Source organism: Serratia sp. CY29653 (assembly GCF_052169255.1).
GTDB lineage: Bacteria > Pseudomonadota > Gammaproteobacteria > Enterobacterales > Enterobacteriaceae > Serratia > Serratia sarumanii.
Genome location: NZ_JBJNLC010000001.1, coordinates 512,840 through 537,723 on the forward strand (window position 1 = coordinate 512,840; position 24,884 = coordinate 537,723).

Annotated in this window: 24 protein-coding genes; 11 read left to right on the forward strand and 13 right to left on the reverse strand. The window is 59.5% G+C overall.

The features are described 5' to 3' along the window. Positions 1 to 8 precede the first annotated feature (8 nt). Entirely contained in the window at positions 9 to 947 is a 939-nt protein-coding gene (gene paaA, locus ACJ8HN_RS02400; RefSeq protein ID WP_033635096.1) for a 1,2-phenylacetyl-CoA epoxidase subunit PaaA, read from the reverse strand. A 317-nt stretch (positions 948 to 1,264) separates the two neighbouring features. Here paaA and paaZ point away from each other — a divergent pair, with 317 nt between their 5' ends. After that, positions 1,265 to 3,331: a phenylacetic acid degradation bifunctional protein PaaZ gene (paaZ, locus tag ACJ8HN_RS02405; protein WP_047571499.1), complete on the forward strand. Its 2,067-nt coding sequence runs from the start codon at positions 1,265 to 1,267 to the stop codon at positions 3,329 to 3,331. Positions 3,332 to 3,372: 41 nt separating this feature from the next. On the opposite strand, the gene ACJ8HN_RS02410 is transcribed toward paaZ, so the two are convergent. Both ACJ8HN_RS02410 and ACJ8HN_RS02415 read right to left on the reverse strand, forming a co-directional pair. Further along, positions 3,373 to 4,266: a Kdo hydroxylase family protein gene (locus ACJ8HN_RS02410; RefSeq protein WP_049234682.1), complete on the reverse strand. Its 894-nt coding sequence runs from the start codon at positions 4,264 to 4,266 to the stop codon at positions 3,373 to 3,375. Between the two features lie 478 nt (positions 4,267 to 4,744). Further along, on the reverse strand, positions 4,745 to 6,298 hold the full coding sequence (locus tag ACJ8HN_RS02415; protein WP_442522997.1) for a sensor domain-containing diguanylate cyclase: 1,554 nt from the start codon (positions 6,296 to 6,298) through the stop codon (positions 4,745 to 4,747). A gap of 160 nt (positions 6,299 to 6,458) precedes the next feature. On the opposite strand from ACJ8HN_RS02415, the gene ACJ8HN_RS02420 reads away from it, so the two are divergent. Beyond that, entirely contained in the window at positions 6,459 to 6,653 is a 195-nt protein-coding gene (locus ACJ8HN_RS02420) for a hypothetical protein (RefSeq protein WP_033635090.1), read from the forward strand. A gap of 15 nt (positions 6,654 to 6,668) precedes the next feature. Here the strand turns inward: ACJ8HN_RS02420 and yjdN are convergent, their stop codons facing one another. Then, complete coding sequence (yjdN, locus tag ACJ8HN_RS02425) at positions 6,669 to 7,088, reverse strand: VOC family metalloprotein YjdN (RefSeq protein WP_033635089.1); 420 nt, start codon at positions 7,086 to 7,088, stop codon at positions 6,669 to 6,671. 178 nt (positions 7,089 to 7,266) lie between these two features. Further along, positions 7,267 to 8,187: a Kdo(2)-lipid IV(A) acyltransferase gene (locus tag ACJ8HN_RS02430; RefSeq protein WP_041035716.1), complete on the reverse strand. Its 921-nt coding sequence runs from the start codon at positions 8,185 to 8,187 to the stop codon at positions 7,267 to 7,269. 627 nt (positions 8,188 to 8,814) lie between these two features. Here ACJ8HN_RS02430 and ACJ8HN_RS02435 point away from each other — a divergent pair. The 3 genes from ACJ8HN_RS02435 (at position 8,815) to ACJ8HN_RS02445 (ending at position 9,760) form a co-directional block, all read left to right on the forward strand. Then, positions 8,815 to 9,012 carry a glycine zipper domain-containing protein gene (locus ACJ8HN_RS02435; RefSeq protein ID WP_442522998.1) on the forward strand — a complete coding sequence of 66 codons (198 nt, stop codon included), beginning with the start codon at positions 8,815 to 8,817 and terminating at the stop codon, positions 9,010 to 9,012. Positions 9,013 to 9,026: 14 nt separating this feature from the next. Continuing rightward, a complete protein-coding gene (locus tag ACJ8HN_RS02440) occupies positions 9,027 to 9,275 on the forward strand; it encodes a GlsB/YeaQ/YmgE family stress response membrane protein (RefSeq protein ID WP_033635086.1) in 249 nt (82 codons plus the stop codon). Positions 9,276 to 9,370: 95 nt separating this feature from the next. After that, the gene (locus ACJ8HN_RS02445) at positions 9,371 to 9,760 is read left to right on the forward strand and encodes a YidB family protein (RefSeq protein WP_049197253.1); all 390 of its coding nucleotides are present in this window, start codon (positions 9,371 to 9,373) and stop codon (positions 9,758 to 9,760) included. Positions 9,761 to 9,763: 3 nt separating this feature from the next. Here the strand turns inward: ACJ8HN_RS02445 and ACJ8HN_RS02450 are convergent, their stop codons facing one another. Further along, complete coding sequence (locus ACJ8HN_RS02450; protein WP_442522999.1) at positions 9,764 to 10,696, reverse strand: LysR family transcriptional regulator; 933 nt, start codon at positions 10,694 to 10,696, stop codon at positions 9,764 to 9,766. A 110-nt stretch (positions 10,697 to 10,806) separates the two neighbouring features. Here ACJ8HN_RS02450 and ACJ8HN_RS02455 point away from each other — a divergent pair, with 110 nt between their 5' ends. After that, positions 10,807 to 11,859: an SDR family oxidoreductase gene (locus tag ACJ8HN_RS02455; protein ID WP_442523000.1), complete on the forward strand. Its 1,053-nt coding sequence runs from the start codon at positions 10,807 to 10,809 to the stop codon at positions 11,857 to 11,859. 44 nt (positions 11,860 to 11,903) lie between these two features. On the opposite strand, the gene ACJ8HN_RS02460 is transcribed toward ACJ8HN_RS02455, so the two are convergent. The 3 genes from ACJ8HN_RS02460 to ACJ8HN_RS02470 all read right to left on the reverse strand — a co-directional run bounded on the left by ACJ8HN_RS02460 (position 11,904) and on the right by ACJ8HN_RS02470 (position 14,159). Next, positions 11,904 to 12,911 carry an NAD(P)H-quinone oxidoreductase gene (locus tag ACJ8HN_RS02460; RefSeq protein ID WP_033647848.1) on the reverse strand — a complete coding sequence of 336 codons (1,008 nt, stop codon included), beginning with the start codon at positions 12,909 to 12,911 and terminating at the stop codon, positions 11,904 to 11,906. A gap of 153 nt (positions 12,912 to 13,064) precedes the next feature. Then, positions 13,065 to 13,274: a hypothetical protein gene (locus tag ACJ8HN_RS02465; RefSeq protein ID WP_033647847.1), complete on the reverse strand. Its 210-nt coding sequence runs from the start codon at positions 13,272 to 13,274 to the stop codon at positions 13,065 to 13,067. Between the two features lie 510 nt (positions 13,275 to 13,784). Continuing rightward, positions 13,785 to 14,159 (reverse strand): hypothetical protein, encoded by a 375-nt coding sequence (locus ACJ8HN_RS02470; RefSeq protein WP_130042438.1) that lies wholly within the window; start codon positions 14,157 to 14,159, stop codon positions 13,785 to 13,787. 376 nt (positions 14,160 to 14,535) lie between these two features. On the opposite strand from ACJ8HN_RS02470, the gene cspE reads away from it, so the two are divergent. Next, a complete protein-coding gene (gene cspE, locus ACJ8HN_RS02475; RefSeq protein ID WP_004935122.1) occupies positions 14,536 to 14,748 on the forward strand; it encodes a transcription antiterminator/RNA stability regulator CspE in 213 nt (70 codons plus the stop codon). Positions 14,749 to 15,065: 317 nt separating this feature from the next. Continuing rightward, the gene (gene dsrB, locus ACJ8HN_RS02480; protein WP_033635079.1) at positions 15,066 to 15,266 is read left to right on the forward strand and encodes a protein DsrB; all 201 of its coding nucleotides are present in this window, start codon (positions 15,066 to 15,068) and stop codon (positions 15,264 to 15,266) included. Positions 15,267 to 15,484: 218 nt separating this feature from the next. Here the strand turns inward: dsrB and rcsA are convergent, their stop codons facing one another. Then, positions 15,485 to 16,114 (reverse strand): transcriptional regulator RcsA, encoded by a 630-nt coding sequence (gene rcsA / locus ACJ8HN_RS02485; RefSeq protein ID WP_033635078.1) that lies wholly within the window; start codon positions 16,112 to 16,114, stop codon positions 15,485 to 15,487. 796 nt (positions 16,115 to 16,910) lie between these two features. Between rcsA and ACJ8HN_RS02490 the strand changes: the two genes are divergently transcribed. After that, positions 16,911 to 17,552, forward strand: a complete 642-nt coding sequence (locus tag ACJ8HN_RS02490; protein ID WP_080298863.1) for a GNAT family N-acetyltransferase — start codon at positions 16,911 to 16,913, stop codon at positions 17,550 to 17,552. Positions 17,553 to 17,565: 13 nt separating this feature from the next. Here ACJ8HN_RS02490 and ACJ8HN_RS02495 read toward each other — a convergent pair whose 3' ends face one another. After that, positions 17,566 to 18,981, reverse strand: a complete 1,416-nt coding sequence (locus ACJ8HN_RS02495) for a pyridoxal phosphate-dependent decarboxylase family protein (protein WP_442523001.1) — start codon at positions 18,979 to 18,981, stop codon at positions 17,566 to 17,568. Positions 18,982 to 19,082: 101 nt separating this feature from the next. Here ACJ8HN_RS02495 and ACJ8HN_RS02500 point away from each other — a divergent pair, with 101 nt between their 5' ends. Next, positions 19,083 to 19,958 carry a LysR substrate-binding domain-containing protein gene (locus ACJ8HN_RS02500; RefSeq protein ID WP_086580071.1) on the forward strand — a complete coding sequence of 292 codons (876 nt, stop codon included), beginning with the start codon at positions 19,083 to 19,085 and terminating at the stop codon, positions 19,956 to 19,958. Here ACJ8HN_RS02500 and ACJ8HN_RS02505 read toward each other — a convergent pair. Beyond that, positions 19,955 to 21,340 carry a CoA transferase gene (locus tag ACJ8HN_RS02505; protein WP_033635073.1) on the reverse strand — a complete coding sequence of 462 codons (1,386 nt, stop codon included), beginning with the start codon at positions 21,338 to 21,340 and terminating at the stop codon, positions 19,955 to 19,957. The two genes, ACJ8HN_RS02500 and ACJ8HN_RS02505, sit on opposite strands and share 4 nt — an antisense overlap. Before the next feature lie 61 nt (positions 21,341 to 21,401). Further along, complete coding sequence (locus ACJ8HN_RS02510) at positions 21,402 to 23,585, reverse strand: glycoside hydrolase (RefSeq protein WP_442523002.1); 2,184 nt, start codon at positions 23,583 to 23,585, stop codon at positions 21,402 to 21,404. Between the two features lie 501 nt (positions 23,586 to 24,086). Here ACJ8HN_RS02510 and ACJ8HN_RS02515 point away from each other — a divergent pair. Beyond that, a complete protein-coding gene (locus tag ACJ8HN_RS02515) occupies positions 24,087 to 24,785 on the forward strand; it encodes an MgtC family protein (protein ID WP_025303346.1) in 699 nt (232 codons plus the stop codon). The last annotated feature ends 99 nt before the right edge of the window (positions 24,786 to 24,884 follow it).

A 24,884-nucleotide genomic window follows, 5' to 3' on the forward strand; every position in this document is an offset into this window, starting at 1 on the left:
TATGTTGGCTATGCGGCGGAGGCGGCGTTTTTCGCGGCGTGGGCCATGGCGCCGTCGCGCACCCAGGCACCGTCTTCCCAGGCGCGGCGTTTGGCCTGCAGGCGTTCGTGGTTGCATTGGCCGCGCCCTTTGATCACCTCATGCAGCTCGCTCCAGTCGATTTCGCCGAAACGATAGTGGCCGGCGGCGGCGTCCCAGCGCAGCTCCGGATCCGGCGCCGTCATGCCGAGCGCTTCAAGTTGCGGCACGGTGTTGTCGACGAACTTCTGCCGCAGCTCATCGTTGCTGTGGCGTTTGATCTTCCACGCCATGCTCTGGGCGCTGTGGGGGGAGTCGGCGTCGCTCGGGCCGAACATCATCAGCACCGGCCACCAGAAGCGATCGATGGCGTCCTGCAGCATGGCGCGCTGCGTGTCGCTGCCGTTGGCCATCGCCATTACCGCCTCGTAGCCCTGGCGCTGATGGAAGCTTTCCTCTTTGCAGATCTTCACCATCGCCCGCGCATAGGGGCCGTAGGACGCGCGGCACAGCGCCACCTGGTTGACGATGGCGGCGCCGTCGACCAGCCAGCCGATCACGCCGATATCCGCCCAGTTGAGCGTGGGGTAATTGAAGATAGAGGAGTACTTCATCTTGCCGTCGAGCATCTTTTGGTAGATGTCCTGGCGCGAACAGCCGAGGGTTTCGGCGGCGCTGTAGAGGTACAGACCGTGGCCGGCCTCATCTTGCACTTTGGCCAGCAGCACCGCTTTGCGGCGCAGCGTGGGGGCGCGCGTCAGCCAGTTGGCTTCCGGCAGCATGCCGATGACTTCCGAGTGGGCGTGTTGGCCAATCTGCCTAATCAGGTTCTGACGGTAGGCGTCCGGCATCCAGTCTTTGGCCTCAATGGCGATATCCGCCGCGATCTTGTCGTCGAAATGCTGCTGATACTGTGCGTCAGTTGTCATGCTTGCCTCTTGGTGATTCGTGTTTTTCACATTAAACATAAAAATGTGAATCACTTTAACTAACCATAAGGCTACAAACTGATAACAAAAAGATCAAACGTAATTAATGTGGTTTTGCGAGGCCACTCACAATTGGTTTTGTTATTTATTTGATTTTATTTGATAAATAAAGTGATTAATTCCTTGTTTATGGCAGGTTAAGCGGTCTGAAAACGCCTTTTGTTCTCTTTTTGTTAAAATTTGATTTGGCCTCGATTGGCATTTATATGATACGTAATTAAGCTGTATGGTGAAAATTTATGAATTTCGGAGGGCACATGCAGCAGTTACACAGTTATCTTTCTGGCGCCTGGGTGTACGGGCAGGGAGAGGCGCGCGAAATCCGCCACGCGGTGACCGGCGAAGCGCTGTACCAGGTCTGCACCGACGGCCTGCCGTTGGCGGCGAGCCTGGACTATGCCCGCAGCCGCGGCGGCCCGGCGCTGGCGCACATGACGTTCCAGCAGCGCGCCCAGATGCTGAAAGCGGTAGCCAAACACCTGCTGGCGCATAAAGAGGCGCTGTATCAGATTTCCTATCAAACCGGGGCGACGCGCAGCGACGGCTGGGTCGATATCGAGGGCGGCATCGCCACGCTGTTCGCCTATGCCGGCATGGCCGGCCGCGATCTGCCGGACGATACCCTGTGGCCGGAAGACGAGCTGATCCCATTGTCGAAACAGGCGCAGTTCGCCGCCCGCCACGTGCTCACTTCACGCCCCGGCGTGGCGCTGCACATCAACGCCTTCAACTTCCCGTGCTGGGGCATGCTGGAGAAACTGGCGCCGACCTGGCTGGCGGGCATGCCGGCCATCATCAAGCCGGCCACCGCCACCGCGCAGCTGACGCAGGCGATGGTCAGGCTGATCGTCGACAGCGGCCTGGTACCGGAAGGGGCGCTGCAGCTGGTTTGCGGCGGCGTCGGCGACATGTTCGCGCACCTGGATTACCAGGATGCGGTGACTTTCACCGGTTCGGCGCAGACCGGGCAGCGGCTGCGGGCACACCCGCGCCTGCTGGAGAAATCGATCGCGTTCACCATGGAGGCGGATTCGCTCAACTGCTGCGTGCTGGCAGAAGACGTGACGCCGGAAATGCCGGAGTTTGCGCTGTTCATCAAAGAAGTGTGCCGTGAAATGACCGCCAAGGCGGGGCAGAAATGCACCGCGATCCGCCGCATCATCGTGCCGGCGGCGCAGGTGGCGGCGGTGCGTCAGGCCTTGCTGCAGCGCCTGGCGGGGGTGACGGTGGGCGACCCGCAGCTGGAGCAGGTGCGCATGGGGGCGTTGGTCAGCCACGAGCAGCGTGATGATGTGCAAAGCAAGGTGGAGTTCCTGCTGCGCAACGGCTGCGAACCGCTCTGTGGCGCGGCGCTGGATAAGCTGGAGGTGCTGGGCGACGGCGCGCGCGGCGGGGCGTTTTATCCGCCGACCCTGCTGTATTGCGCCGATCCGTTCACCCATCAGGCGGTGCACGGCACCGAGGCCTTCGGCCCGGTGGCGACGCTGATGCCGTATGCGGATACCGAACAGGCGATCGCGTTGGCGTTGCTGGGGCAGGGCAGCCTGGCGGGCTCGCTGGTGACCGCCGATCCGGCATTGGCCACGCGCTTCATTCGCGCGGCGGCCTGCGCCCACGGCCGCATGTTGATTTTGGATGAGCGGGCGGCGGCGGAGTCCACCGGCCACGGTTCGCCGCTGCCGATGCTGGTACACGGCGGCCCGGGGCGCGCCGGCGGCGGTGAAGAGCTGGGCGGGCTGCGCGCGGTGAAACACTATATGCAGCGCACGGCGATCCAGGGCAGCCCGGCGATGCTGGCGGCCATCGGCGGCGAATGGGTGCGCGGCGCGCCGGTCGCCGAGCATCCGGTGCATCCGTTCCGGAAATACTTCGAGCAGCTGCAGCTGGGCGACAGCCTGTTGACCGCGCGCCGCACCGTGACCGAAGCGGATATCGTCAACTTCGCCTGCCTGAGCGGCGACCATTTCTACGCGCACATGGACAAGATCGGCGCCGCCGACTCGCTGTTCGGCGAGCGGGTGGCGCACGGTTACTTTGTGGTGTCCGCCGCGGCCGGGCTGTTTGTCGACGCCGCCGTCGGGCCGGTGATCGCCAACTACGGCATGGAAAATTTGCGCTTTATCGAGCCGGTGAAGATCGGCGATACCATTCAGGTGCGGTTGACCTGCAAAAAGAAAATCCGCAAGCCGCAGAAAACCGCCGAAGATCGCCCGCACGGCGTGGTGGTGTGGGATGTGCAGGTGTTGAATCAGCAACAGCAGCCGGTGGCGCTGTACAGCATTCTGACGCTGGTGGCGCGCCAACAGGGGGACTTCGAAGCGTGATGCGCGTTTGCCGCCGCCGGCCCCCGGCGGCGGCAAATCATTCAGATCAGCGGCTGACCGCGCAGCTGTTCAAGCACTTTCAGCGGTGAACGCTGCGGATCCTGCATCTTATTCACCGGCAGCAGGAAGGTCTGTTCCAGCATAAACTGGCCGCCCATCGCGGCATGCGGCGTTTGATCAGAGAAGCAAATCCAGCTGCTGCCCGGCGGGAACGTCAGCGCCAGCTGCGGCCCCCGTTGCTGATAATCGCCGTCGGCCTTCATGGCGTCATGCAACTGCAGCATCAGGTGGTCATAATGGCTGCGGCGGGTTTTGGTGATGCGCACCTGGTGCTGCAGCCAACTGCCGAAAGCGGAGTAGCGAGCGAGACGTGGCATAAAGCGTGCCGCCAGCTCAGGGAACGGCTCGCCGACCCGCCATTGGCGATGCTCACCGTGCGGGTTGATGTTGGTGAAAATGCGCAGAATGCGTTCGCCGTAGTTCGGGCGCGACGGGAAGGCGTCAACGTGCAGCCGGCTGTCGTCTTTGCGCCAGGAACTGGCCGCCCGCCAGGCGGAAACCGGATGTAAACGCAGGCTGCCGGTCGGGTGGTGCAGCGCCTCCTGATATTCGGGCAACAGCCCGGCGATCAGCTGGCGGCAGGATTGGTAATAGCGTTCCAGCAATTGCTGAACCTGCTGCCGGCGTTCCGCGACGGCGACGCCGCTCAGCTTGCCGGACAGCGGTTGGTAGCTGATGTTTTTGCGCTTCGGGTCGACCAATGTCGGATCCAGCAGCGGCATTTCCTGTTCAGACAGGGTGAAGGCCAGTTCGGGCAGAAACAGCACCTTGCCCTGTTCCAGTTCGCTGACCGCGCTGGATGCTTCCGCTGCCGCCCATTGTCGTAACGGCAGCGTCAGGACGGCCTGTTCGTGCATAATATCGCCAGTAGGCATGAGATCTCCTTGCAAATCTATATCGCTTTATTCCTGCCTCTCAGGTTGCCGCGTGATTGGCTGCACTGGCTTGCGCAGTGGCTGGCTGGAGCGGCGTCAGCAGGCCGCCCAATGGCAACGTGAAATTTGTGGGTTCTATTATGGCTGTATCAGCAGGGCGCAATGCGCCGAAGCGTGCGATGGCTTCCTGATAGATAGAATAATCCTGATAAGGGTATCACCGGCAATGCCAATGAAAAGTAAACGGGGTATAAACGAGGCGAGGCATAGGCACGAATAATCAAAAAAGGCACAAATTGCCTGCTGAATGGCGTGTTTTATCTTGTTGAATTACAATGAAAATAAATATACTGCTTATTATTTTCGTTATTTTATTCAGAGTGCAGGGTAAACCAGTGAAATAATGTTTCGTGAGGGAACTACTTCATTTTTCTGGCGAATAAATCGGGCCGCCAAATCTTGGTGACCCGATTATTGGTTAAGCGCCGTAAATGCAGTTTTTGCCTTTTTTCTTGGCCTGATACAACGCACTGTCCGCCTCATTGATAAAGCTGATCGGCGTATCGTTATACATATGCGGCACTTTGGCGCAGATGCCGATGCTGATGGTAACGATGCCGTGCGGGTTGCCCTGATGCGGAATTTTCAGATCGCGCACCGCGTTGATAACGCGCTCGGCGAAAATCAGTGCGCCTTGCACGTCGGTATCCGGCAGGATAATCCCCATCTCTTCGCCGCCGTAGCGCGCCAGGACGTCGTTGCTGCGGCAGGCCAACCCTTTGAGCGTTTGGCCGATCTGCTGCAGGCACTGGTCACCGGCGACGTGGCCGTAGCTGTCGTTGTACTGTTTGAAATAGTCGATATCCAGCATCAGCAGCGCCACGCTGCGGTAGTTGCGCGAAGCCCGCGCCAGCTCGTTCTTCAGCGCGATATCAAACTGGCGGCGGTTGGCCAGCCCGGTCAGGCCGTCCAGCAGCGCCAGCTCTTCGAGCATCTGGTTGATGCTAGTCAACTGATCGCGGGTGCGCATCAGCTCGGCTTCGGTTTGCATGCTGTGCTTGATTTGCCGCAGTAGCACCATGCCCATCGCCAACAGGATCATCAGCAGCGAGAGGCCGCCCGCGGCGAACAGACCGGCGTCGGTGCGCCAGTCCGCCAGCGCGTCGCGTTTCGACAACCCGGCGGCGATCACCAGCGGAAAGCGGTTGACCCGCGAATAGCCGTAGATGCGCTCCACTTTGTCGTACAGCGAGGTGATGGTGGCGTTGCCGAACTCCGAATGCGGTAAAATTTCGCTGAACAACACGCCCTTGGCGATGCTTTTACCGATCGACGCCGCCGAGTAAGGGCGGCGGTAAAGGATGGTGCCGTCCGCCAGTAGCAGGTTCAGTGAGGCGTCGGTGTTGAGGGCGAAGCTGTCGTAAAACTGGCGGAAATAATCGACGTACAGCGTCGCCAGCACCACGCCGCCAAAGCTGCCGTCCGGGTTGTTGAAACGCCGCGAAACGGGAATGATCAGATCGCCGGTGGTGCGGCTGCGGATCACCTTGCCGATGTACAGGCCGCCGCCGTCGCGGTTTTGATGGTATTTGAAGTAATCGCGATCGGCGTTGTTGGCGTTCTTGATGAATTTGCCCGAGGAGGTCGCCAGCCAGCGGCCGCGCGCATCGTAGAGAAACAGCCCGTGCAGCTGCGGCAGGTTGCCGACCTGCGTCTGCATGACGCGCTGCAGCCGCGTCAGCTGCGCTGGGCCCAGCCCGTCGGTTTGGAGACGTTCGTTCAGATCGAGCAGGTTGCCGTCCACCTGCATGAAAGTATCGTCGGCATGCTGCGCCAGCGAGCGGGCGAGGTTGGCGGACTCATGCTCGGCGCTGCGCAGATCGCGCTGATGCGCGTTCCAGATTTGCCAGCTGTTAAAGAGGATCAGCGTGGCGGCAACGATGATGACAAACACGCCGGCCTGAAATAATAATGGGGAGCTTTTAGCGCTGCGCGCCGGCACGGCATCCTGTATGGGTTGCTGCTGAGTCATGTCACCCTTGTTGTTTGATTACTATTCAATTTGAGTTAAGAGCAATCTTATATTTTATGCATAAATGCGCCAGACCTCTAGCCCCTAACGTGGCGATAGCGAGAAAGGGCGTTTGCACCCCGTATCAGCGGCGGGGTGAACACTGCGGAGTGAAAGAGCCATGTCGGATTACATCATTATCACTTTACTGACGCTGGCGGTGTATTACCCCCTTACGCTGGGGACGTTGGCGGTGATGATGTACTTCGCCTGGCGGCGGCGCCGGTCGCCCTATTGGCGGTTGGGATTGGCGCTGTTGGCGCTGCTGTTCGTGCTGTTCGCCAAGGCGGCGTATGACTGGCACCGCTATGGCTAGCGGCGCCATGACGGGTTATTCGACGTTGATCATCCAGTTGACGCCGAATTTGTCGGTCAGCATGCCAAAGCCTTTGGCCCAGAAGGTGGCTTGGTAAGGCATCGTCACCTGGCCGCCCTGCGCCAGATTGTCGAACAGTTTGCGTCCTTGTTCCGCATCGCTGGGGTTCAGCGACAGCGAGAAGCCTTTATGAGAAGCGCCGCCGCCGTCATCTTGCGGGCAGCCGTCGGAGGCCATCAGTACGCCGTCGCCGATCAGCAGGCGCGCATGCATGATCGCCTCCGGATTGACGTCCTGCGGCCCGTCTTGCCGGGCTTCTTCGGGCATGTCTTTATAGCGCATGACCATTTCAATTTTGGCATTCAACTGCTGTTCGTAGAAGTTAATCGCTTGCTCACAGTTACCGCTGAAAAACAGATAGGGTTGTACCAGCATGACATTGACCTCGGTTGTGGCTCGACAGGCAACGACCGGCCCTCGGGCAGGGAGAAATGGTTGCTGGCGGCAATAATTGCCGTCGGTGACTTATTAGTGTAGTTCCCCTGGCGCAGAATGCTTGTGCGAGGTGAGTGCGCCTTCGCCGCCGGCATGACGGGCGAAGGCGCAAGGGCGGTCAATACAGCGACGGCTCGCCGGCTGGGCGGGTTTTAAAGCGGCGGTGCAGCCACATGTACTGATCGGGGGCCAGCAGCACCTGTTCTTCCACCACGCGGTTCATCTTGGCCGCCGCGCGCGTTTCATCATCCAGCGGGAAGTCCGTCAACGGCGGCTGCACGATCAACTCATAGCCCTGAGCATCTGGCAGGCGGCGCGGCACGAAAGGCACGATCGACGGCCGTCCCATGCGCGCCAGGATAAAGGTTCCGGTGGTCGTGGCGGCATTTTCCACGGCGAAGAGCGGCGCGAACACGCTGCTTTGCGGCCCATAATCGTGATCCGGCGCGTACCACAGGATTTCGCCCTGTTTCAGGTTGCGGATCATGCCTTTGATATCTTTACGATCGAGCATGAATTTATTCGAGCGCAGCCGGCCGCGGGTTTGTACCCACTCCATCAGCCTGTTGTTGTGCGGGCGATGCACGCCGATGCCGGGGTTTTGCATGCCGAAAATGCGCGCGCCCAGTTCCAGTGTCAGAAAATGCAGACCGATCAGCAGAACGCCTTTGCCGCCCTGACGCGCCAGCCGCATGTTTTCCATGCCGCTCACCTTGAACCAGCGGGCGATGCGCCAGTCGGGCCAGAACCAGGCCATGCCGACTTCGAACAGGCCCATACCGACGGACTCAAAATTTTTGACGATCAGCGCCTCGCGCTCGGCGGTGGGCATTGCGGGGAAGCAGAGCTCTAAATTGCGGCGCGCTATTTTTACCCGGCGTTTCATCAGGCGCATGGCTATTCTGCCAAGGCCGTGTCCGAGTCGATAAATCAGCGGGTAGGGCAGTAATACCAAGAGATAGAGTATTCCCAGCCCTATCCACAGCAACCAATAACGAGGGCGCAAGAATTCGCGCTCAAAGCGTTGGTTAGAAAGCATTTTTCCTGTGATTCCTTGTTTTTCCAATGGGACCTTAACCCAAATTTTCATAGAGCGAATGGTAGAACATTCTGAGCTAAATAGGATTTTCCATTAATGCTTTTTTTACGCTTTAGTTAAGCGCAGGCGAAAAACGGGGGGAGATAGGATTTTTACCGAGGGAATGGCAGATATTTTAAGCTATTTCAAACGACTGGCGAAATTGAAAAATAAAGACACAATTAAGCGCATCGCAAAAGTGACAACTGCTATGTAACCTTAATGAAACAATAACGCAGCGGAACCGTCCCAAACGGCGGCCAGTGCGTACAGTAGCGCGAGAATCAGGACAAAAGGGGCATTGAACATCGGCGTTTCCTCCAGGAGGATTTGTTTAAAGTTTAGCCTCGCGAGATGACAGCAGGATGAAATCAGATCGTTTTTTGTACGGTGAAATTCAGACGGACGGAAATGGGTAAACCGCTGATTTTTTACTATAGTCATAGTGTGAAGTTATGCGTTTGTCGCCGTACGCCTCTGCATTGAGCGGCAGCGGGCAGGTTGCCCAGAGCAAGATCGCGGAGCGGACGGCGCCTAGCGCGAAACATGTGACGAGAGTCTCAGAGGGTTGGTCTGTAAGGATTTGACATGTCATATGAAAATGACGATCTAAACGGTGTTGAGCAACCGAGCGACTACGTGAAAACCACCGCCTGCGAAGTGCGCAGCGGCGTAAAGGCAGCGCTCGAGCAATCATGTGCCTGCATCAAGGATAGCCCTTGGGCGGGGATAGGCGCCGGCGCCGTCGTGGGCCTGGTAATAGGATTTCTGTTAGGCAAAAGGTAATAGGGAGAGTAAAGATGGGCATCATTTCCTGGATCATTTTTGGTTTAATCGCCGGTATCCTGGCCAAGTGGATTATGCCGGGCAAAGACGGCGGCGGCTTTATTGTGACCGTTATATTGGGGGTCGTGGGCGCCGTAGTCGGCGGCTATATCAGCACCTTCTTCGGTATGGGCCGCGTTGACGGTTTTAACCTGGGCAGCTTTGTGGTGGCAGTAATCGGCGCCCTGGTGGTGCTTTTTGTCTACAGGAAGATCAAAGGCTAAGCAGCCATTGCTCAACAGGGTCGCCGCGGCGGCCCTTTTTCGTGAAATCAATCCGGCGGCGCGGCGCAGTCCGCACTCGCTGAAAGGGGAATATCATGGGTCTGTTCGATAGCGTATTGGGTAACATTCTGGGCGGCGGCGCCAACGGCAAAGGCATCGACTACATCGCCATTATGCAGTGGGTCGAGCAACAAGGCGGCCTGCAGGCCATTTTGGACAAATTCCGTCAGGGGCAGTTCGGCGATATCGTCGGTTCCTGGCTCGGCAATGGCGAAAATCAGCCGATTACCGGCGAACACGTACAGCAGGCGTTGGGTAGCGACGCCATCAACCAACTGGCTGAAAAGCTGGGTATCGATCCGGCTCAGGCGTCCAGCACCATTGCACAGTTCTTGCCAACGGTCACCGATGCCGCCTCGCCAAACGGTGAAGTGCAGCAAGACAGCAACGAGCTGGGCGACATGGTTGGTAAACTGTTCAAATAATGATTAGGCTCCCGGCGTCTGGCCGGGGGCATTCACTCCGCTGATCCCCTCGATCTTCGTCAACGCCTGCTGCAGATGCGCCACCCAGGCGCGCACTTTCTCCGGAATAAAACGCAAGGCGGGATAGACCGCGTGCAGCGCCATGGGCGGGTAGCGGTATTCCGGCAAAACGGGCACCAGCGCCCCTGTCGCCAGCTGTTCGGCGATTAAAGGCCGTTGAGCGCCGCCGATGCCGGCCCCAGCCTCAATGGCGGCCAGCAGCGATAGCGTATTGTTGGCGCGGAACGTGGGCCGCAGAGCAACCGTCTCGGGGCCGTGCGGGCCGAACAGGGTGAGCGTATCGCCGTCATTCAGGCCGCTGTAACGAATGTGCGTATGTTTCGCCAACTCCGCCGGGGAACGCGGCGCGCCATGCCTGGCCAGATAGGCCGGTGACGCCACCAGCAGGCGTTGCAGCTCGCCCAAACGTTTCGCCACCATGCCGGGCGTATGCAGTTCACCGAAACGCAGCGCTACGTCGATGCCTTCGCCGATCACGTCGGCGAGGCGATCGTCCAGCAGCAGCTCGATGGCGAGGTTCGGATGGCGCTGCTGGAAAGCGATGGCCAGCGGTGTGACGTGCAACTGCCCGAACCCGGTCGGGGCGTGAATGCGCAGATTGCCCTGCAACTGGTGGCGCTGGCCGTGCAACGCCTCTTCCGCTTCGTCGACCGCCGCCAGAATCGGTTTGAGGCGCTGATAATAACCGCTGCCGGCATCGGTCAGGGTGACCGCCCGGGTGCTGCGAAACAGCAGCTGGGCCCCCAGTTGCTGCTCCAGGCCGGCGATTTGCTGACTGACCGCCGGCTGCGTCAAACGCAGATCGCGAGCGGCGGCCGACAGGCTGCCCAGTTCCGCCACCCGCATAAAGGTTTTCATTGCGTTCAGTTTATCCATGTCGATCTTGCCTATAGATTTTTCTTATAAGTGTTAGTGGAAAGCCTCTTCTACCGCAAGCATCGCTAATCAATAACACTCAGGGCATCAACAACCCGAGGAGTGGCAAGATGAATGCAAAGCGACAGGCATTGGTGATCGGCGCCAATGGCGTGATTGGGCGCCGATTGATTGAGGAGCTGACCGGCCAGGGCTGGCAAGTGGTGGGCGTCTCGCGCCGGGGTGGGCAACCGGCGCCGGGGGTGCGCCACCTGCAGGTTGATCTGCTGGATGCGGCGGCGACGCGCGACGCGCTGCGGCCGCTGAGCGCGATTAGCCACGTTTTCTATGCCGCCTATCAGGATGCGCCGGACTGGGCGGGGCTGGTGGCGCCGAATCTACAGATGTTGCAACACGTTGTCGAGGGGCTGGAGCCAGCCGCACCGGCGTTGGAGCACATCAGTCTGATGCAGGGCTATAAGGTGTATGGCGCGCATTTGGGGCCGTTTAAAACGCCGGCGCGCGAAAGCGACGCCGGGCATATGCCGCCGGAGTTTAACGTGGCGCAGCAACAGTATCTGGCGCAGCGGCAGGCCGGCAAGCGCTGGCGCTGGAGCGCCATTCGCCCGAGCGTGGTGGGGGGCTTCTCCCTCGGCAATCCGATGAATCTGGCGTTAAGCATCGCGGTTTACGCGTCGATCAGCAAAGCGCTCGAGTTGCCGCTGCGCTTCCCCGGTAAACCGGGCGCTTACCACAGCCTGCTGGAAATGACCGATGCCGGGCTGTTGGCGCGCGCCACGCTGTGGGCGGCGACCGAGCCGGCGGCGGCCAATCAGGCGTTTAATATCAACAACGGCGATCTGTTTCGCTGGAGCGAGATGTGGCCGAAAATCGCCGCTTACTTTGGGCTGAAATGTGCGCCGCCGCTGCCGATGCCGCTGGAGAGCATGATGGCGGACAAAGCGCCGCTGTGGCGCGAGCTGGTGCAGCGGCACCAATTGGCCGAACCGGACTATCGCGCGGTGGCCGGCTGGCGCTTCGCCGATTTCGTCTTTTCCTGGGACTATGACATGTTCGCGGACGGCAGCAAGGCGCGGCGCTTCGGTTTCCATCAGTTCGTCGAAACCGAAGCCATGTTTTCCTCGCTGTTCGATGAGTTCCGCCGTCGCGGCATCATCCCCTGAGCGTGGCATCGGTTTCCCCGCAGCACCGGCCGCGGGGAATGAGGTCAGAACGTCAGCATGATCTTGCCGATGTGCTCGCTGGACTCCATCAGCGCATGCGCGGCGGCGGCCTGCTCAAGCGGGAAGGTTTTAAAAATTTGCGGCTTCAGCACGCCGCGCTCCAGCAGCGGCCAAACCTTCTCGCGCAGCTCGGCGGCGATCTGCGCTTTGTCCGCCACGCTGCGCGAACGCAGCGTCGAACCGGTATGGGTCAGGCGTTTCAACAGCAGCGGCATCAGATTGAGCTCTTTCACCACGCCGTTTTGCGTGCCGATTTGCACGATGCGGCCTTCCATCGCCGCGGCCTGATAGTTTTTGGCTACATAATCGCCGGCGATCAGGTCGACGATCACGTCGGCGCCTTTACCGTTGGTGGCGTCTTTGGTGCGTGCGACAAAGTCTTCGCTGCGGTAATTAATCGCCACGTCGGCGCCCAGCGCCAGGCTGGCCTGTCGTTTCTCTTCGGAGCCGACGGTGGTGATCACCTGGGCGCAGAAGGCCTTCGCCAGCATGGTGGCGACCGTGCCGATGCCGGAGGTGCCGCCATGGATCAACACGGTCTCGCCGGCCTTGAGGTGGCCGCGCTGGAACACGTTGACCCAGACGGTAAAGAAGGTTTCCGGCAGCGCTGCGGCCTCGGTCAGGCTCAGGCCCGCCGGAACGGGCAGCGCATTGCTTTCATGCACGGTGCAGTATTCGGCATAGCCGCCGCCGGCGATGAGGGCGCAAACCCGATCGCCGGGCGCGAAGCGGGTCACGCCTTCCCCGGTGGCCACCACTTCGCCGGCAATTTCCAGGCCGGGGATATCCGAGGCGCCGGGCGGCGGCGCATAGTTCCCCTGGCGCTGCAGCACGTCGGGGCGGTTAACGCCAGCGGCGGCGATTTTCACCAGAAGTTGGCCCGCTTGCGGAACCGGCACCGGGCGTTCAGCGACGACCAGAACCTCGGGGGCGCCCGGCTGGCTGATTTCAATCGCTTTCATCGTGCCGGGCAGCGCTGCATTTGTTGACATGGTCACTCTCCTCATCGTGGCGGACGTGGCTATCGGGCGAAACGTCCGCAATAAAGTCTGCTGTTAGCTTAGCGAAATCGAATGAGGCGCGCGTGGTCGAATAGAGCGGTTTTGCGAGGAAGGGGCGAAGCCGCCGCGATGGGCGGCAGGGCATCAATCGTTAGGGGGGATGCGGAACCCTTTCAACGAGACGATGAAGTGGTCTTTTCCTTTGGAGATCTTGGCGCCTTTATCGCACCACAGGCTGGCAAGCTGGAAGAAGTCGTCGCTGCCGATATCGTAGGCCAGTTCGATTTTCTTGGCGGTGCCGGCGCGGATGAGTTTTTCTGCTTCCTGATGGTTTGCAGCTTTAATTATGGTCATGGGCGAAATCCTTGGTGTTAAGCCAGAGCGGATAAACGCGAATTATCATATGGCCATAGTGTGACAATTTTGTGATGAAAGCATGACAGCCCGCGAAGGCGCGGCGTGCGTTGTGCCGGGCCTTCGCGGTGAAAGCGCGTTGCCGGTTACCGATCGTACGGGCGGATGAGTGTGCTTTTTTTCTGAGATTTTAAATGTTTATAGAGGGCGAAGCCCGCAATGCCGGCCAAGACGGCCAGGAGGGCAAGGGATCCTGTGGCCATGAACGTTACCTCCGAATAAGAATGGCAAGGAGGCGTATTTGTGACATTGATCACTCTGCGGGGCAATGAGAGCAATCTGTAATCGGGAAGACGCTGTGAGGGCGAGGCAAAAAAAAAGCGCCTATAGGGAGGCGCATAAAGATTTGCAACACAGCTTGTTGTGTTCAACACCAGGAGGAGTGGTGAACTGACGCTATTCTATGCAGCGGCAAAGGCGGCTGATATAGGTATTACTCCGAAAGCGCCGCTACCACTCATAGCCCAACTGAATGTTGTAATCGGGATCCTGATTGGTGGAATAAGGATCGGACTGGCGGCGGCGATCGGTTTTCTTCACCGGGCCTTCATACGCGGGATAAGGTTTGGCGCGTGGTTTGCTGCAGCCTGGATGATCGCACTCGATATCGACGCGAAAACCGCTTTTATCTCTCGCCTCTGCCCAGGCAATCGGCGGTTTTTCCGCTTTGGGGGCCGGCCCCGGCTCCGGCGCAGTTTTGGGGGCGGGGGAGATACTGGGTTCAGGCGGATGATAATTCAGCTCCAGCGCGCCCAACGGGGCGCTGCAAGCGGCAAAGGCCAGCAGAATGGCACTGGTGGCCGGCAATGTAAGCCATCTCGGCATGGTGACTCTCCCTGAATGATTTCGTCAGGCAACTATAAAACAGCAGAACGAGAATTACTATCATTTGCCTTGGGCGTTACGGGCGAGCCAGGCGGCGATTCCATCGGCAGACGGGGTCAAATCCTGTGCGTTTAGCCGAGATTAGCGCCCCATCGCGGCGAAAAAGGTTGCTATTGCCGCTCGCTCATGAGTTAATGATGTCGGCCTGTGGTACAGACCTATTTATGCACGACATTTTGAGTAAAGTAGTTCAAATTTAAAGCGTTATCCCGGATAGCCCTTCTCTGACGAATTTCCTTTCCAGTGCCTCCATAAGTAACTGATGACCGGCTACCTCGCCCATGGCGGCTTACATTTATTATTGAAGGAATTAGACATGTCTAACATGATCAAAGGTCAAGTGAAGTGGTTCAACGAAGCTAAAGGTTTTGGTTTCATCACCCCAGCAGACGGCAGCAAAGACGTATTCGTACACTTCTCTGCTATCCAGGATCAAGGCTTCAAGACCCTGGCTGAAGGCCAGAACGTACAGTTCTCTATCGAGAACGGTGCGAAAGGTCCATCTGCGGCTAACGTTACCGCTATCTAATTGGCGCCTGGCGCTGATTGAAAAAAACCCGCTGCGGCGGGTTTTTTTGTGTCTGAAATTCGGCGGTGCGAAAAAAAGCCCGCAAGTCTGCGGGCAAAAGTTCCTTGTTACTTCTTCATTTGCGAGCGCTTCTCTGGGGGGAAACGCCTGAAGACAGGCTACGCGAGACCGGCTTAAGATTCTGCGGCCAAACCGTTAAGAAAGTGAAAATCCAGGCGGCTGCTACGCTGATAGCAGAGGCTGGCAGGGCTAGGGCGGTGTCCATCGCCCTCGGTTTTGTAATACACTGACGGCAATCGCAAATAATGGGGAATGGTATGCAGGTTAACGATCGAGTGACGGTAAAAACAGACGGCGGCCCGCGGCGTGAAGGCATCATTTTGGCCGTAGAGGTGTTCAACGAAGGCACCATGTATCTGGTTTCTCTTGACGACTATCCGGCGGGCGTATGGTTTTTTAATGAAATCGACAGCCGTGACGGCACGTTTGTGGAGCCCTGTCGCGAGCATGGGCAGTAACTTCGGCTAATCTCATTAATTTGCTAATGAAATTGTCCGTTTTGAGATTATTTCATAGCGGTAAGATTCTTTTTATCGATGACAAAAAAATACCCGTTGCGCTAGCGGGGGATAACGCAGCAGGTATTCTTTTAAGGGCGCCAGCATCTGATATCCAGATGACATTATCACCGGGTATTTAACGGCTGGCAAAACAGAGTGGGGGCCTTCTCTGTGATTTAACGGCTATTGACAAATATTCCACTGGTCAAGGTATCGGTCAGACGAACAACGTGGTAAATGATCTGCTTGTTGTGCGTCTTTATTTTCCGCTTGATGTTTCCTTTGTGGGAAGAGACCGTTTTGGCCTTTATTTGCATCTGGTCTGATATCTGGATGGTGCCTTGACCGGACATCCACATGCGTAACATGTTCGATTCGGTCTGGCTCAGCGTTACCGGCGTTTGATCCAGAGAGGATTTCTCCGCCCGTAGGGACGTTCTCTCGAGATAGTGACTAAGTAGCTGATTCATAGTCTCTGGTTTGATGGATTTTGACGATATGATGACGTTCTTGCGAACATATAAATAATCGTCGAAATGTACGTTGGTAATGGCCATGAAGATGAAGAATAACGTATCCGGGTGCAGTGAAATCACCCGTTTTATTCGCTCGGTGGCGTTCGCTTCGTGGATGAAGCAGTCCTCGTTAATAAACACCAGGCTGGGATTCAACTTGCTGCATTTTTCGTGCAGGCTGTCAATGTCCTCGATGGCATTAATATGGCGTTTCTTCACGCCATGCGAAGTCAGATAGTCGGTTAATCCCAATCTGGTATAGCTACATGAATCCATGATGATCGTTGGCATATCGCACCCCCACTTAAATCCGTTTTACTGCGGTAATATGAGAAAAAGCCTAAAAAGCCGAAAGGCAAAATGGAGCAATAATTCAGTGTAGCGAGTGTTCTATCAATAAACACGACGTCACTCAATGATATTTTCATACTAAACTTATTAATTGCATGAATCTATAAGTTTGGCTTAAGTCAGGGCGATCTGCTGTTCGTCCAGCTTCGGCATGTTGAGCCTGATTTGCGCTTGGCGCCCGAGCCTGTCTGCATTGCTTGCCGTGAATCTGTTCATCATGTCACGAAACAAAATTTTAGTTTGCTAGGAAAAGTCTTAAAAAAAATTCATGTGTCGTTTTTTTGAGGTCTTTTAGTGTGTTTTTTGGGCGGTGAAAAAACACTCGCACTGAGTGATTTTGGTTTTTACATATAAAAATCATTAACTTGCGGTGTTTTTTGCTTTTCGCGCAAATGATAAGCACGCCTTTTTTTATCATAACAACAAACAGAAGTTAACATTCTGGCTGGAATGTGTAGCTTAATTGTTGCTATAAATCACCGTTTTACAATGAGTTATCTGGATATTTATTTCACATGAAATAGTTTTCGTGAATGTTTAACGGTGATTGAGTGATTTTTCTAAACTATCATCCTGCTGCCCGATCCCCGGGGAGGAATGGCAGGTCGGAGTTGTCTCTGGCCCGCGTTGGTTTTAACTTGCCTCTCCACCTTTCAAAAAACAGGATGCCGCGGTGAGACGGAATCAGTATGGGCAGCCGATAGGTGAAGCCCTCCCTCATTGGCAGCCGGCAGGCATGCCCGGCCACACGCCACTGCAAGGGCGGTTTTGCCGCCTGGAACCGCTTAACCTCGAGCGCTGGGGAGATGCGCTTTATCAGGCTTATCAAACCGCCGAGGACGATCGCGACTGGACCTATCTGTTTTGGGAACGCCCGCAGTCGCGCGCAGATTTCCAGCGTTATCTCCAGGCGCAGGCGTCCAGCGCAGACAGAAACACGATGGTGGTGATCGATCGGGCGAACGGGCGCGCGGTAGGAACCTGCGCTTTTTTGCGCATCGATCCCGCCAACGGCGTGGCCGAACTGGGCACCATCAACTGGTCGCCGCTGATGAAGCGCAGTGCGCTGGGCAGCGAGGCGATCTTCCTGATGCTGCGGCACCTGTTCGACGATCTTGGTTACCGGCGTTGCGAATGGAAATGCGATAGCCTCAATCTGCCTTCACGCCAGGCCGCCGAGCGCCTGGGGTTCCGCTATGAAGGCACGTTCCGCCAGGCCGTCGTCGTCAAAGGACGCACGCGCGACACCGACTGGCTGTCGATCGTCGACGAGGAATGGCCGGCGCGGCGCGCGGCGTTTGCCGCCTGGCTATCGCCGGATAACATCGGCGATGACGGGCGGCAAGCACGGCAATTGCAGGCCTTCCGACGCGAGTAATGCGCCGCGTGCATTAGGCCGCTTCCGCCAGGCAATGGCGCAGCGAGTCCAGCGCCAGTCTGATGTCCTGTTCCTCCGTCATCCAGTTGACCAGCGCGGCGCGGATCCCCGGCTGATGGTGATAGCTCGTTGGGGTGCAACGCACCACGCCGTGCCGGTTAAGGCGATCGAGAAAGCGATCGCGCGCCGCTTCGCTGTCGCCCTGCGGGTGACTGAGCGCGAAGCACACCACGTTCAAATTCACCGGCGCCAGCAGATGGAAGCCGCCGTCGGCCGCTAACGCCGCGCCCAGCGCCTGCGCCAATCGGACGTTGCGCTCGACGATATCCCGTATGCCGCTGCGGCCATAGGCTTTCAGCGTCAGCCAAAGCGGCAGGGCGCGGAAGCGGCGCGAATTTTCCGGCGTCAGGTGCAGATAGTTGTCCGGCCGCGGCGTCGGCGCTTCCAGGTAAGCCGAATGGTTCTGAAATACCTGCATCTGCAGATCCAGGTGGCGGGTAAATTGGATCGCGCTGTCATAAGGCACGTTCAGCCATTTGTGCGCATCGACGGTGATGGAATCGGCATGCTGCCAGCCCTCGAGCCTTGGGGCGTATAGTGGCGAGCAGGCCGCCACGCCGCCGAATGCCGCATCGACATGCAGCCAGAACGGATAGCGCTCCCGCAGCGCCAGCAGACGCGGCAGATCGTCGAAAGCGACGGTGTTGACCGTGCCGGCGCTGGCCAGCACCAGCGTTGGCTGGCCTGCGCCGGCGGCGAGCTGTCGCTCCAGCGCCGCCATATCCATGGCTTCTGAGTCCGGCAGGCTGGCGACGGTCGTCAGCGCGTCGCGGCCGATGCCGAGCATGCTGAGCGCCTTCACGCTGCTGGAATGCGGGTTGGCTGCCAGCACCCGGACGGGGCCGAGCGCCGCCAGGCCCTGTTGGGCGATATCCACGCCGTGCTGTTGCCCCAGCCACTGCCGGCCAATGGCCAGCCCGGCGAAATTGGCCATGGTGGCGCCGCTGACCAGGCTGCCGCTGAACGCTTCCGGCAGGCCCAGCAGGGATTTCAACTGCGTCACCGCGGCCAGCTCGATCGCCGCGGCGATCGTATCATGGCTGAGTTGGCTATTTTGGTCTGTCACGCTAACCAGCCAGTCTGCCGCGACCGCCGCTGGCGTGCCCCCGCCGGTGACGAAGCCAAAATAACGCGGGCCGGCGCTGGCGGAAATGCCCGCCTGATAACGTTGCCAAAAGTCATCCAGCGCCGCCAGGGCGCCTTCGCCGTTTTCCGCCAGCCGATCGTCACCGGGTTGCAGCTGCTGTTGCGCGAGCGGTGGGCAGACTGAGCGGTGCTGCAGCCCGGCCAGAAAATCTTCCGCCAACTGGCGGGTGTGATCGAGGATCTGCGGAAACTGTGCAAGATCCTGTTGTAAACGTGGGTGCATGGCGGCTCCGAAAGCGTCAGGGATGATGGGGTAAACATAGAACATTTGCCTGCGGGCCAAAATCGATGAAAAATAGCCTTTTTGGCTAGCCTGGTTAACCAATGATGAATGAACGTCTCCCGCTGCATGTCTTGCCGACCTTTGCTATCGCCGCCAGATTGGAGAATTTGCGCGCCACGGCGCAGCAGGTGCATTTGACGCATGGCGCGGTCAGTCAGCAAATTCAGCTGCTGGAGCAGGCGGTGGGCTACCCGCTGTTTGAACGGCGTGGGCGTGGTGTGCGCCTGAATGCCGCCGGGAAAGAGTTGCTGGCGGCGGTAGAGCCGGCGCTGCAGGCGCTGCAGCAGGGCGTCGCCCGCGCCCGGCGCGCCGCGGCAAGCCAGACGCTGCGTATCAGCGTGCTGCCGTCTTTTGCCCATTACTGGCTGTTGCCGCGTTTGCCGGCATTTCATGCAGCCTGCGCCGATATTGCGCTGGATATCGATGCCTCGCTGGCGTTGCAGGATCTGTCGCAGCGCGGGTTCGATGCGGCGATCCGCATCGGCAGCGGCCAGTGGGCGGGGCTGCAGGCGCAGCGCATCGCGTCGGGCGACGTGCTACCGGTCGCCTCGCCGGATATGGCGCGGCAGTGGGGAACGGCATTCGAGAACGGCGGCGACGTTCCCTTGCTGGAGCACGACGTCAGCCCGTGGCGCGACTGGTTCAATGCGCAAGGGCGCTCGCTGTGCGGGCGGCAACAGGCGGTGTTCAACGATGCCGGATTATTGATTCGCGCGGCGGAGCAGGGGTTCGGCATCGCGCTGGCGAAAAAGCTGCTGGTGCAGGATGCGATCGACGCGGGGCGGCTGGTGGCGCTGGCTGCGCCCTGTCGCCTGAGCGAGGACGACGTTTATCTGGTGTGGCCGCAGACCGCCGGGCTGACGCCGGCGGTCACACGCTTGCTGCAGTGGCTGCAGCAACAGTTGGCGGCGGTTTAACGGCGCAGCCACTCCGGCTGTGAGGTGCCGAGCGTGGTCGCCGGCAACGCCCATTGCAGCGCCGTACCCTGCAGGCTTAACGGGGCGCGCAGGCGTTGCGCGGCGCCCCAGTAAGTCAGTTCCGTTTCCGGGTTCTCGTCGGCGGTTCCGGCCGGCGCCAGCGGCTCCGGCCGATAATCTGCCGAACAGGGGTGCGCCAGCAGCAGTTGCGCCGTGCGCGCCAGCGACAGCCGCGCGTGGTAGCCGGTGCCGCGGCTCAGGCGTTGCGCCATACCGGTCAGCACAGCCGCCGCCATCAAATAGCCGGTGGCGTGGTCCAGCGCCTGTACCGGCAGCGGCACCGGCAAACTGGCGCTGCGCCAAACCATGCCCGCCTCCGCCAGCCCGCAGCTCATCTGCACCAGGCTGTCGAAACCGCGCCGGGTGCGCCACGGTCCGCTCCAGCCGTAGGCATTCAGGCAGACGTCTATCAGACCCGGCGCCAGCGCGCGCCTTTCCTCCGCGCCATAGCCCAACTTCTCCAGCGCACCGGCACGGTAGCCGTGCACGATCACGTCTGTGTTCCTCAGCAGATGTTCAAACGTGTGGCGATCGTGCGCATTGGTCAGGTTGAGGCGCGCGCTGCGTTTGCCCAGCATTACCTCGTGCTCGACGCCGGGCTCATCCCAACCGTAAGGATCGATGCGCAGCACGTCGGCGCCCAAACCGGCGAGAAAACGGGTGGCGATCGGCCCGGCGAGAATGCGTGTCAGGTCCAGCACCCGCACGCCGTGCAGCGGCCGGGCGACGGGCAACGTCCAGCCCGGCGGCGGCGCTTCCGGCTGCAGCGAGGTGTGGATCAGCGGTTCGAGCGCCACGCTCTTGCCCTGAATATGTTGTCGCCACGCGGCCGCCGAGCGCATTTGAGCCGCGCAGCCGCCGGCCTCGATCACCGCTTCCTCCAGCTCGCTTTTTTTCCAGCCCAGCACGCGTTCCGCCAGCGCGCCTTTGTCCGATGCCGGGCCCAGCACCTGTTCCACCGCCCGCCGATGGTGCGGTGCATTGGTGTGCAGGCGTATCCAGCCGTCCGCCGTCGCGTAGTCGCCGGCCAGGGCGTCCCAGGCGGCAGGCAGCGTCCAACCCAGCGGACGCAGCGTCCAGCCGAACCAGAGCGAGGCCAGGCGTTGATCGATCCAGACCTGCGGCGCATCGGCTGCCTCGCGGCGAAGCAACTCGGCGCAGGCCAAACCGGCGGCGCTCCAGGCGGCGGTAGCCAATTCGGTCACGGGAAAAGCCGAAGGCAATGCGCCGGTACCGCTTACGGTTAACCGGTCGCAGGGCGCGGGGCGTTGCCCCAGGCTTTGCCAAATCTCGTCGAGCAGAGTGTGGATCAGAGGCGTCATCAGCCACTCCTTGCGGGTCGTCGGAAATATAGCCTAGCGTAGCCCATCGCCGGCGACCTTGCTAAGGCGCAACGTCGAACGTGCGGCCGTCGGCCAGTTTGGCGCGCAGGCTGTGGGCCGCTACGCCGGCGAACGGCTGCGCGCTGAAGTTGGCGGTCAGCGTCGAACCGTCGCTGAAGGTCGTCTGCTGCACCCAGCCGTCCCGATCGAGCCAGCGGAAGTCGGTCAGCGCTTTGTCCCAGAGGGCCTGATGCAACAGCCGGAAGGCGGCGTCGGCGCGTTTGATCGCCGGCAGGCGGGCCGCCAGGGTGGCGCGGCTCAGATGGAACATCGGCGCGGTGTTGTACAACTGGCTGAGCAGACTGCGGGTGGTCTGAACGTCGCTGAACTTCAGATTGTCGTAATTCCAGTGGTGGCTGCTGACGATCGCATCGTGGTAAACGGCCTGGTACAGTGGCAGGCGATAACGCGGATCGAATTCGACGGTGCGGTAGGGCTGCTTCACCTTGGCGGGGCGGAAGAAAAACTCCGGTTGAGCGTTGGGCCACCAGGCGCCGAGATAATAGGGCGAGGATTTATCCTGATTCATCTGCTTGTCGCCCCAGCCGAATCCCCAGGTTTCCATGCCGTGGGCGAACATCAGGCTGCGGGCGGTTACCGCATTGCCGTCCTCCGAGCCGAGCGGCAGCTTAAGGGTGGCGCTGAACCAGGCCAGCCGGGCGTTGCGCGCCTCGGCCATCTGCGCCGCGCCGGTCGGGTGGCCGGGCTGATAGTCGTCGGAGACCATGCCGGTGCCGTCCACGTCGAGGAACAGGCTGTTCAACCCGGCCAGTTGCACCAGCTCGCGCATGCGCCGTTGAGAATAGGGCAGGACGCAGCCCGGGTTGAGGTAGTAACCCTGTTTGCCGAAGCCGGGTTTCTTGCTGCCGTCGGCGCGCACGATGGCGCAACTTTCCCGCAGCGCCGTCGGCAGTTGCGCGGTGAGCCAGCTGTCGTTCACGCCGCGCGCAATGGCGGTATCGTAGGAGTCGTAGCTGGCGATCAGATAGCCGGCCGCTTTGGCTGCGCCCACCGCCTGCGGGTGCAGGAAGGCGGCGGTCCAGTTATCGGTGCCTAACCACAGGCGCGGCAAGCCGGCCTGGCGCAGCGAGTCGATCACCGGTTCGGCCAGCCCTTGCCCCCAACGGTCTGCCGGGGTTAGCCAGCGCCCCAGTTCCTGTTGCGCCCGCTCCTGAACCGCAGCGGCCTGGCGCTGCTGCGCCTGCAGAAAATCGGCGTCATCCAGCGTGGCGCCCAGCGGGATTTGCGCCGTCAACGCCTGGTTGATGCCGTCGATCAGGGGCTGTAGCTGCCAGCCCTCCGGCGTTTTGCCCGCCAGCTGCAGCAGGAGCTTTCTGCTCTCGGCATCCATCTTCTGCCGCAGCGCTTCGGCGGCGGGAGAGGCGAGGTAGTGCAGCAACCCCGGCCAATCTTTGACATCTTCCGCCGCCAGCAGTTTGTCCCCCCATAGGTAGACATGGGTGGCGCCGATCAGCTTTTCGCCTTCGGGCGCCTGCTTTATCTTCTCGCGCAGGCTGCTGAACTGGCCGTTCTGTTGCAAATAGTCGCGATAGCGGCGGGCGCCGGACAGCGGCGTGTCACCGACGTGCAGCAGCACCTCGAATGCCTGTTGCTGATTGAAGCGGTTGAACTGATGCCCGGCGCGCATCTCCAGCTTTTCCTGCGCCGAGGCGAAGGTGACCCGGTTGCTGAACGGCGTCAACATCAGCCAGCTGTAGACCTTGCCCTGGTATTGCTGGCTCCACAGCTGCAGCTTCAGATCCCAGTTGGTATCCAGCGGCGTCATTTCCGCCGTCAGGTAATGGCGCCAGACGGCGTTGTCGAGCGGAATGCGGCTGCCTTCGCCGATCGGCAACAGCAGCGCTTCTGTTTGTGGCGGCAGGCGATACCAGTTCAGAAGCTGTGGCCGGTCGCTGCTGAAGCTCAGGCGCAGATCGCCGCCTTCCAGACGGGCGCTAACCTTGACCGCGCTCTGCGGCCAGCGCCAGCTGGCGCGTTGTGGCGACGCGGTGAGATCTTCCACCTGTTGCGCGGGCTGCGCCAGATTGACCGGCACAGCGCCGGCGGCAATGCGCAGCGTGGCGGGATCGAGTTCAAACTGCGCGTCGCCTTGCTGCAGCAGCAGGGCATCGGCGGGATAGCTGACGAGCAGCGCGAGCGCGAGCGGGGAAAGCCGGTGTTTCATCGGGGGCGTCCTTGAAAGATGAAGGGGAGCAGTTTACCGATAAGCGCACTGCCGCCCAACGCTGTCGCTGCCGATTTGTGACATCGAAATATCATCGCGGTATTTCAGTTTATTTTTCGTTTAATAAATTAGCCTTTACTTCATTACCCGACGTCACTATACTCAGCCAAAATTTCAGTGGAGAAACCCAATTGGACAGTTGTAGTTGTAATAAAACAAATAAGGCAAGCTGACCAATTCTCTTCTGATTTGTTGCTTGCCGTTATCGGCGGGCAGCACCCCTCTCCAGTTATTCCTGAGCTGTGCATACCCGAATATAAAACGTTTCCTGAGGCCTGATGGTTTCAGGTGAATTGAGTTGGACGTTATTATGGTATTCTGCAGCCACAGCCTTTTCCCTCCAGGCACAGTACGCTGATTCGCTGATTTATTTTCGGCGCAATTTTGCGTGTGCTAAACAGCACATGATTTTATCTCCTGAGGTTAATTAAGGGGACAGTCATGGCTATGACTCCTTTCGTTTTAAATTTATTGCTGGCGATGTGCCTGGGCGCGGTAATTGGCGCCGAGCGCCAGTGGCGCCAACGCATGGCCGGCCTGCGCACCAATGCGCTGGTGGCGACCGGCGCGGCGGTCTTTATTCTCAGCTCCATGTCCACCGATCCGGCCAGCGCCGGCCGCGTGGCTGCGCAGATCGTATCCGGTATCGGCTTCCTCGGCGCCGGGGTTATCATGCGTGAAGGGCTGAACATTCGCGGCCTCAACACCGCCGCCACGCTGTGGTGTTCGGCGGGGATCGGCGTCCTGTGCGGCCTGGGCCAGCATTGGGATGCGGTGGTCGCCACGCTGGTGATCCTGTGCGCCAATATCCTGCTGCGCGAGGCCGCCCAGCGCATCAATCTGCAGCCGCACCAGCAGGCGACCGATCTGGAACTGTGCTATCGCATTCAGGTGACCTGTGGCGAGCAGGATGAAATTCTGGTGCGTACCCTCATTCTGCAGGCGCTGAACGGCGTCGCCTTGCGGCTGCAATCTTTGCGCAGCGCCGATATTTCCAGCCCGGGGCAATTGGAAGTGTGCGCGGAAATTACCGCCACGCCGGCCGCACAAAAAGAAATTGAGGGTATTGTCTGCCGCGTCAGCCTGGAAAAAAGCGTGAGCGCCGTTCGCTGGCGCGTTGCGTCTGAATTACCGGTCTGAGTAATGATATAAATATTTATTAACTTGATTATATGTTCGTGTTTATTCAGGTAGGCCTGAATAACGCGGGCATTAAGGAGGCGTTATGGACGATGACCC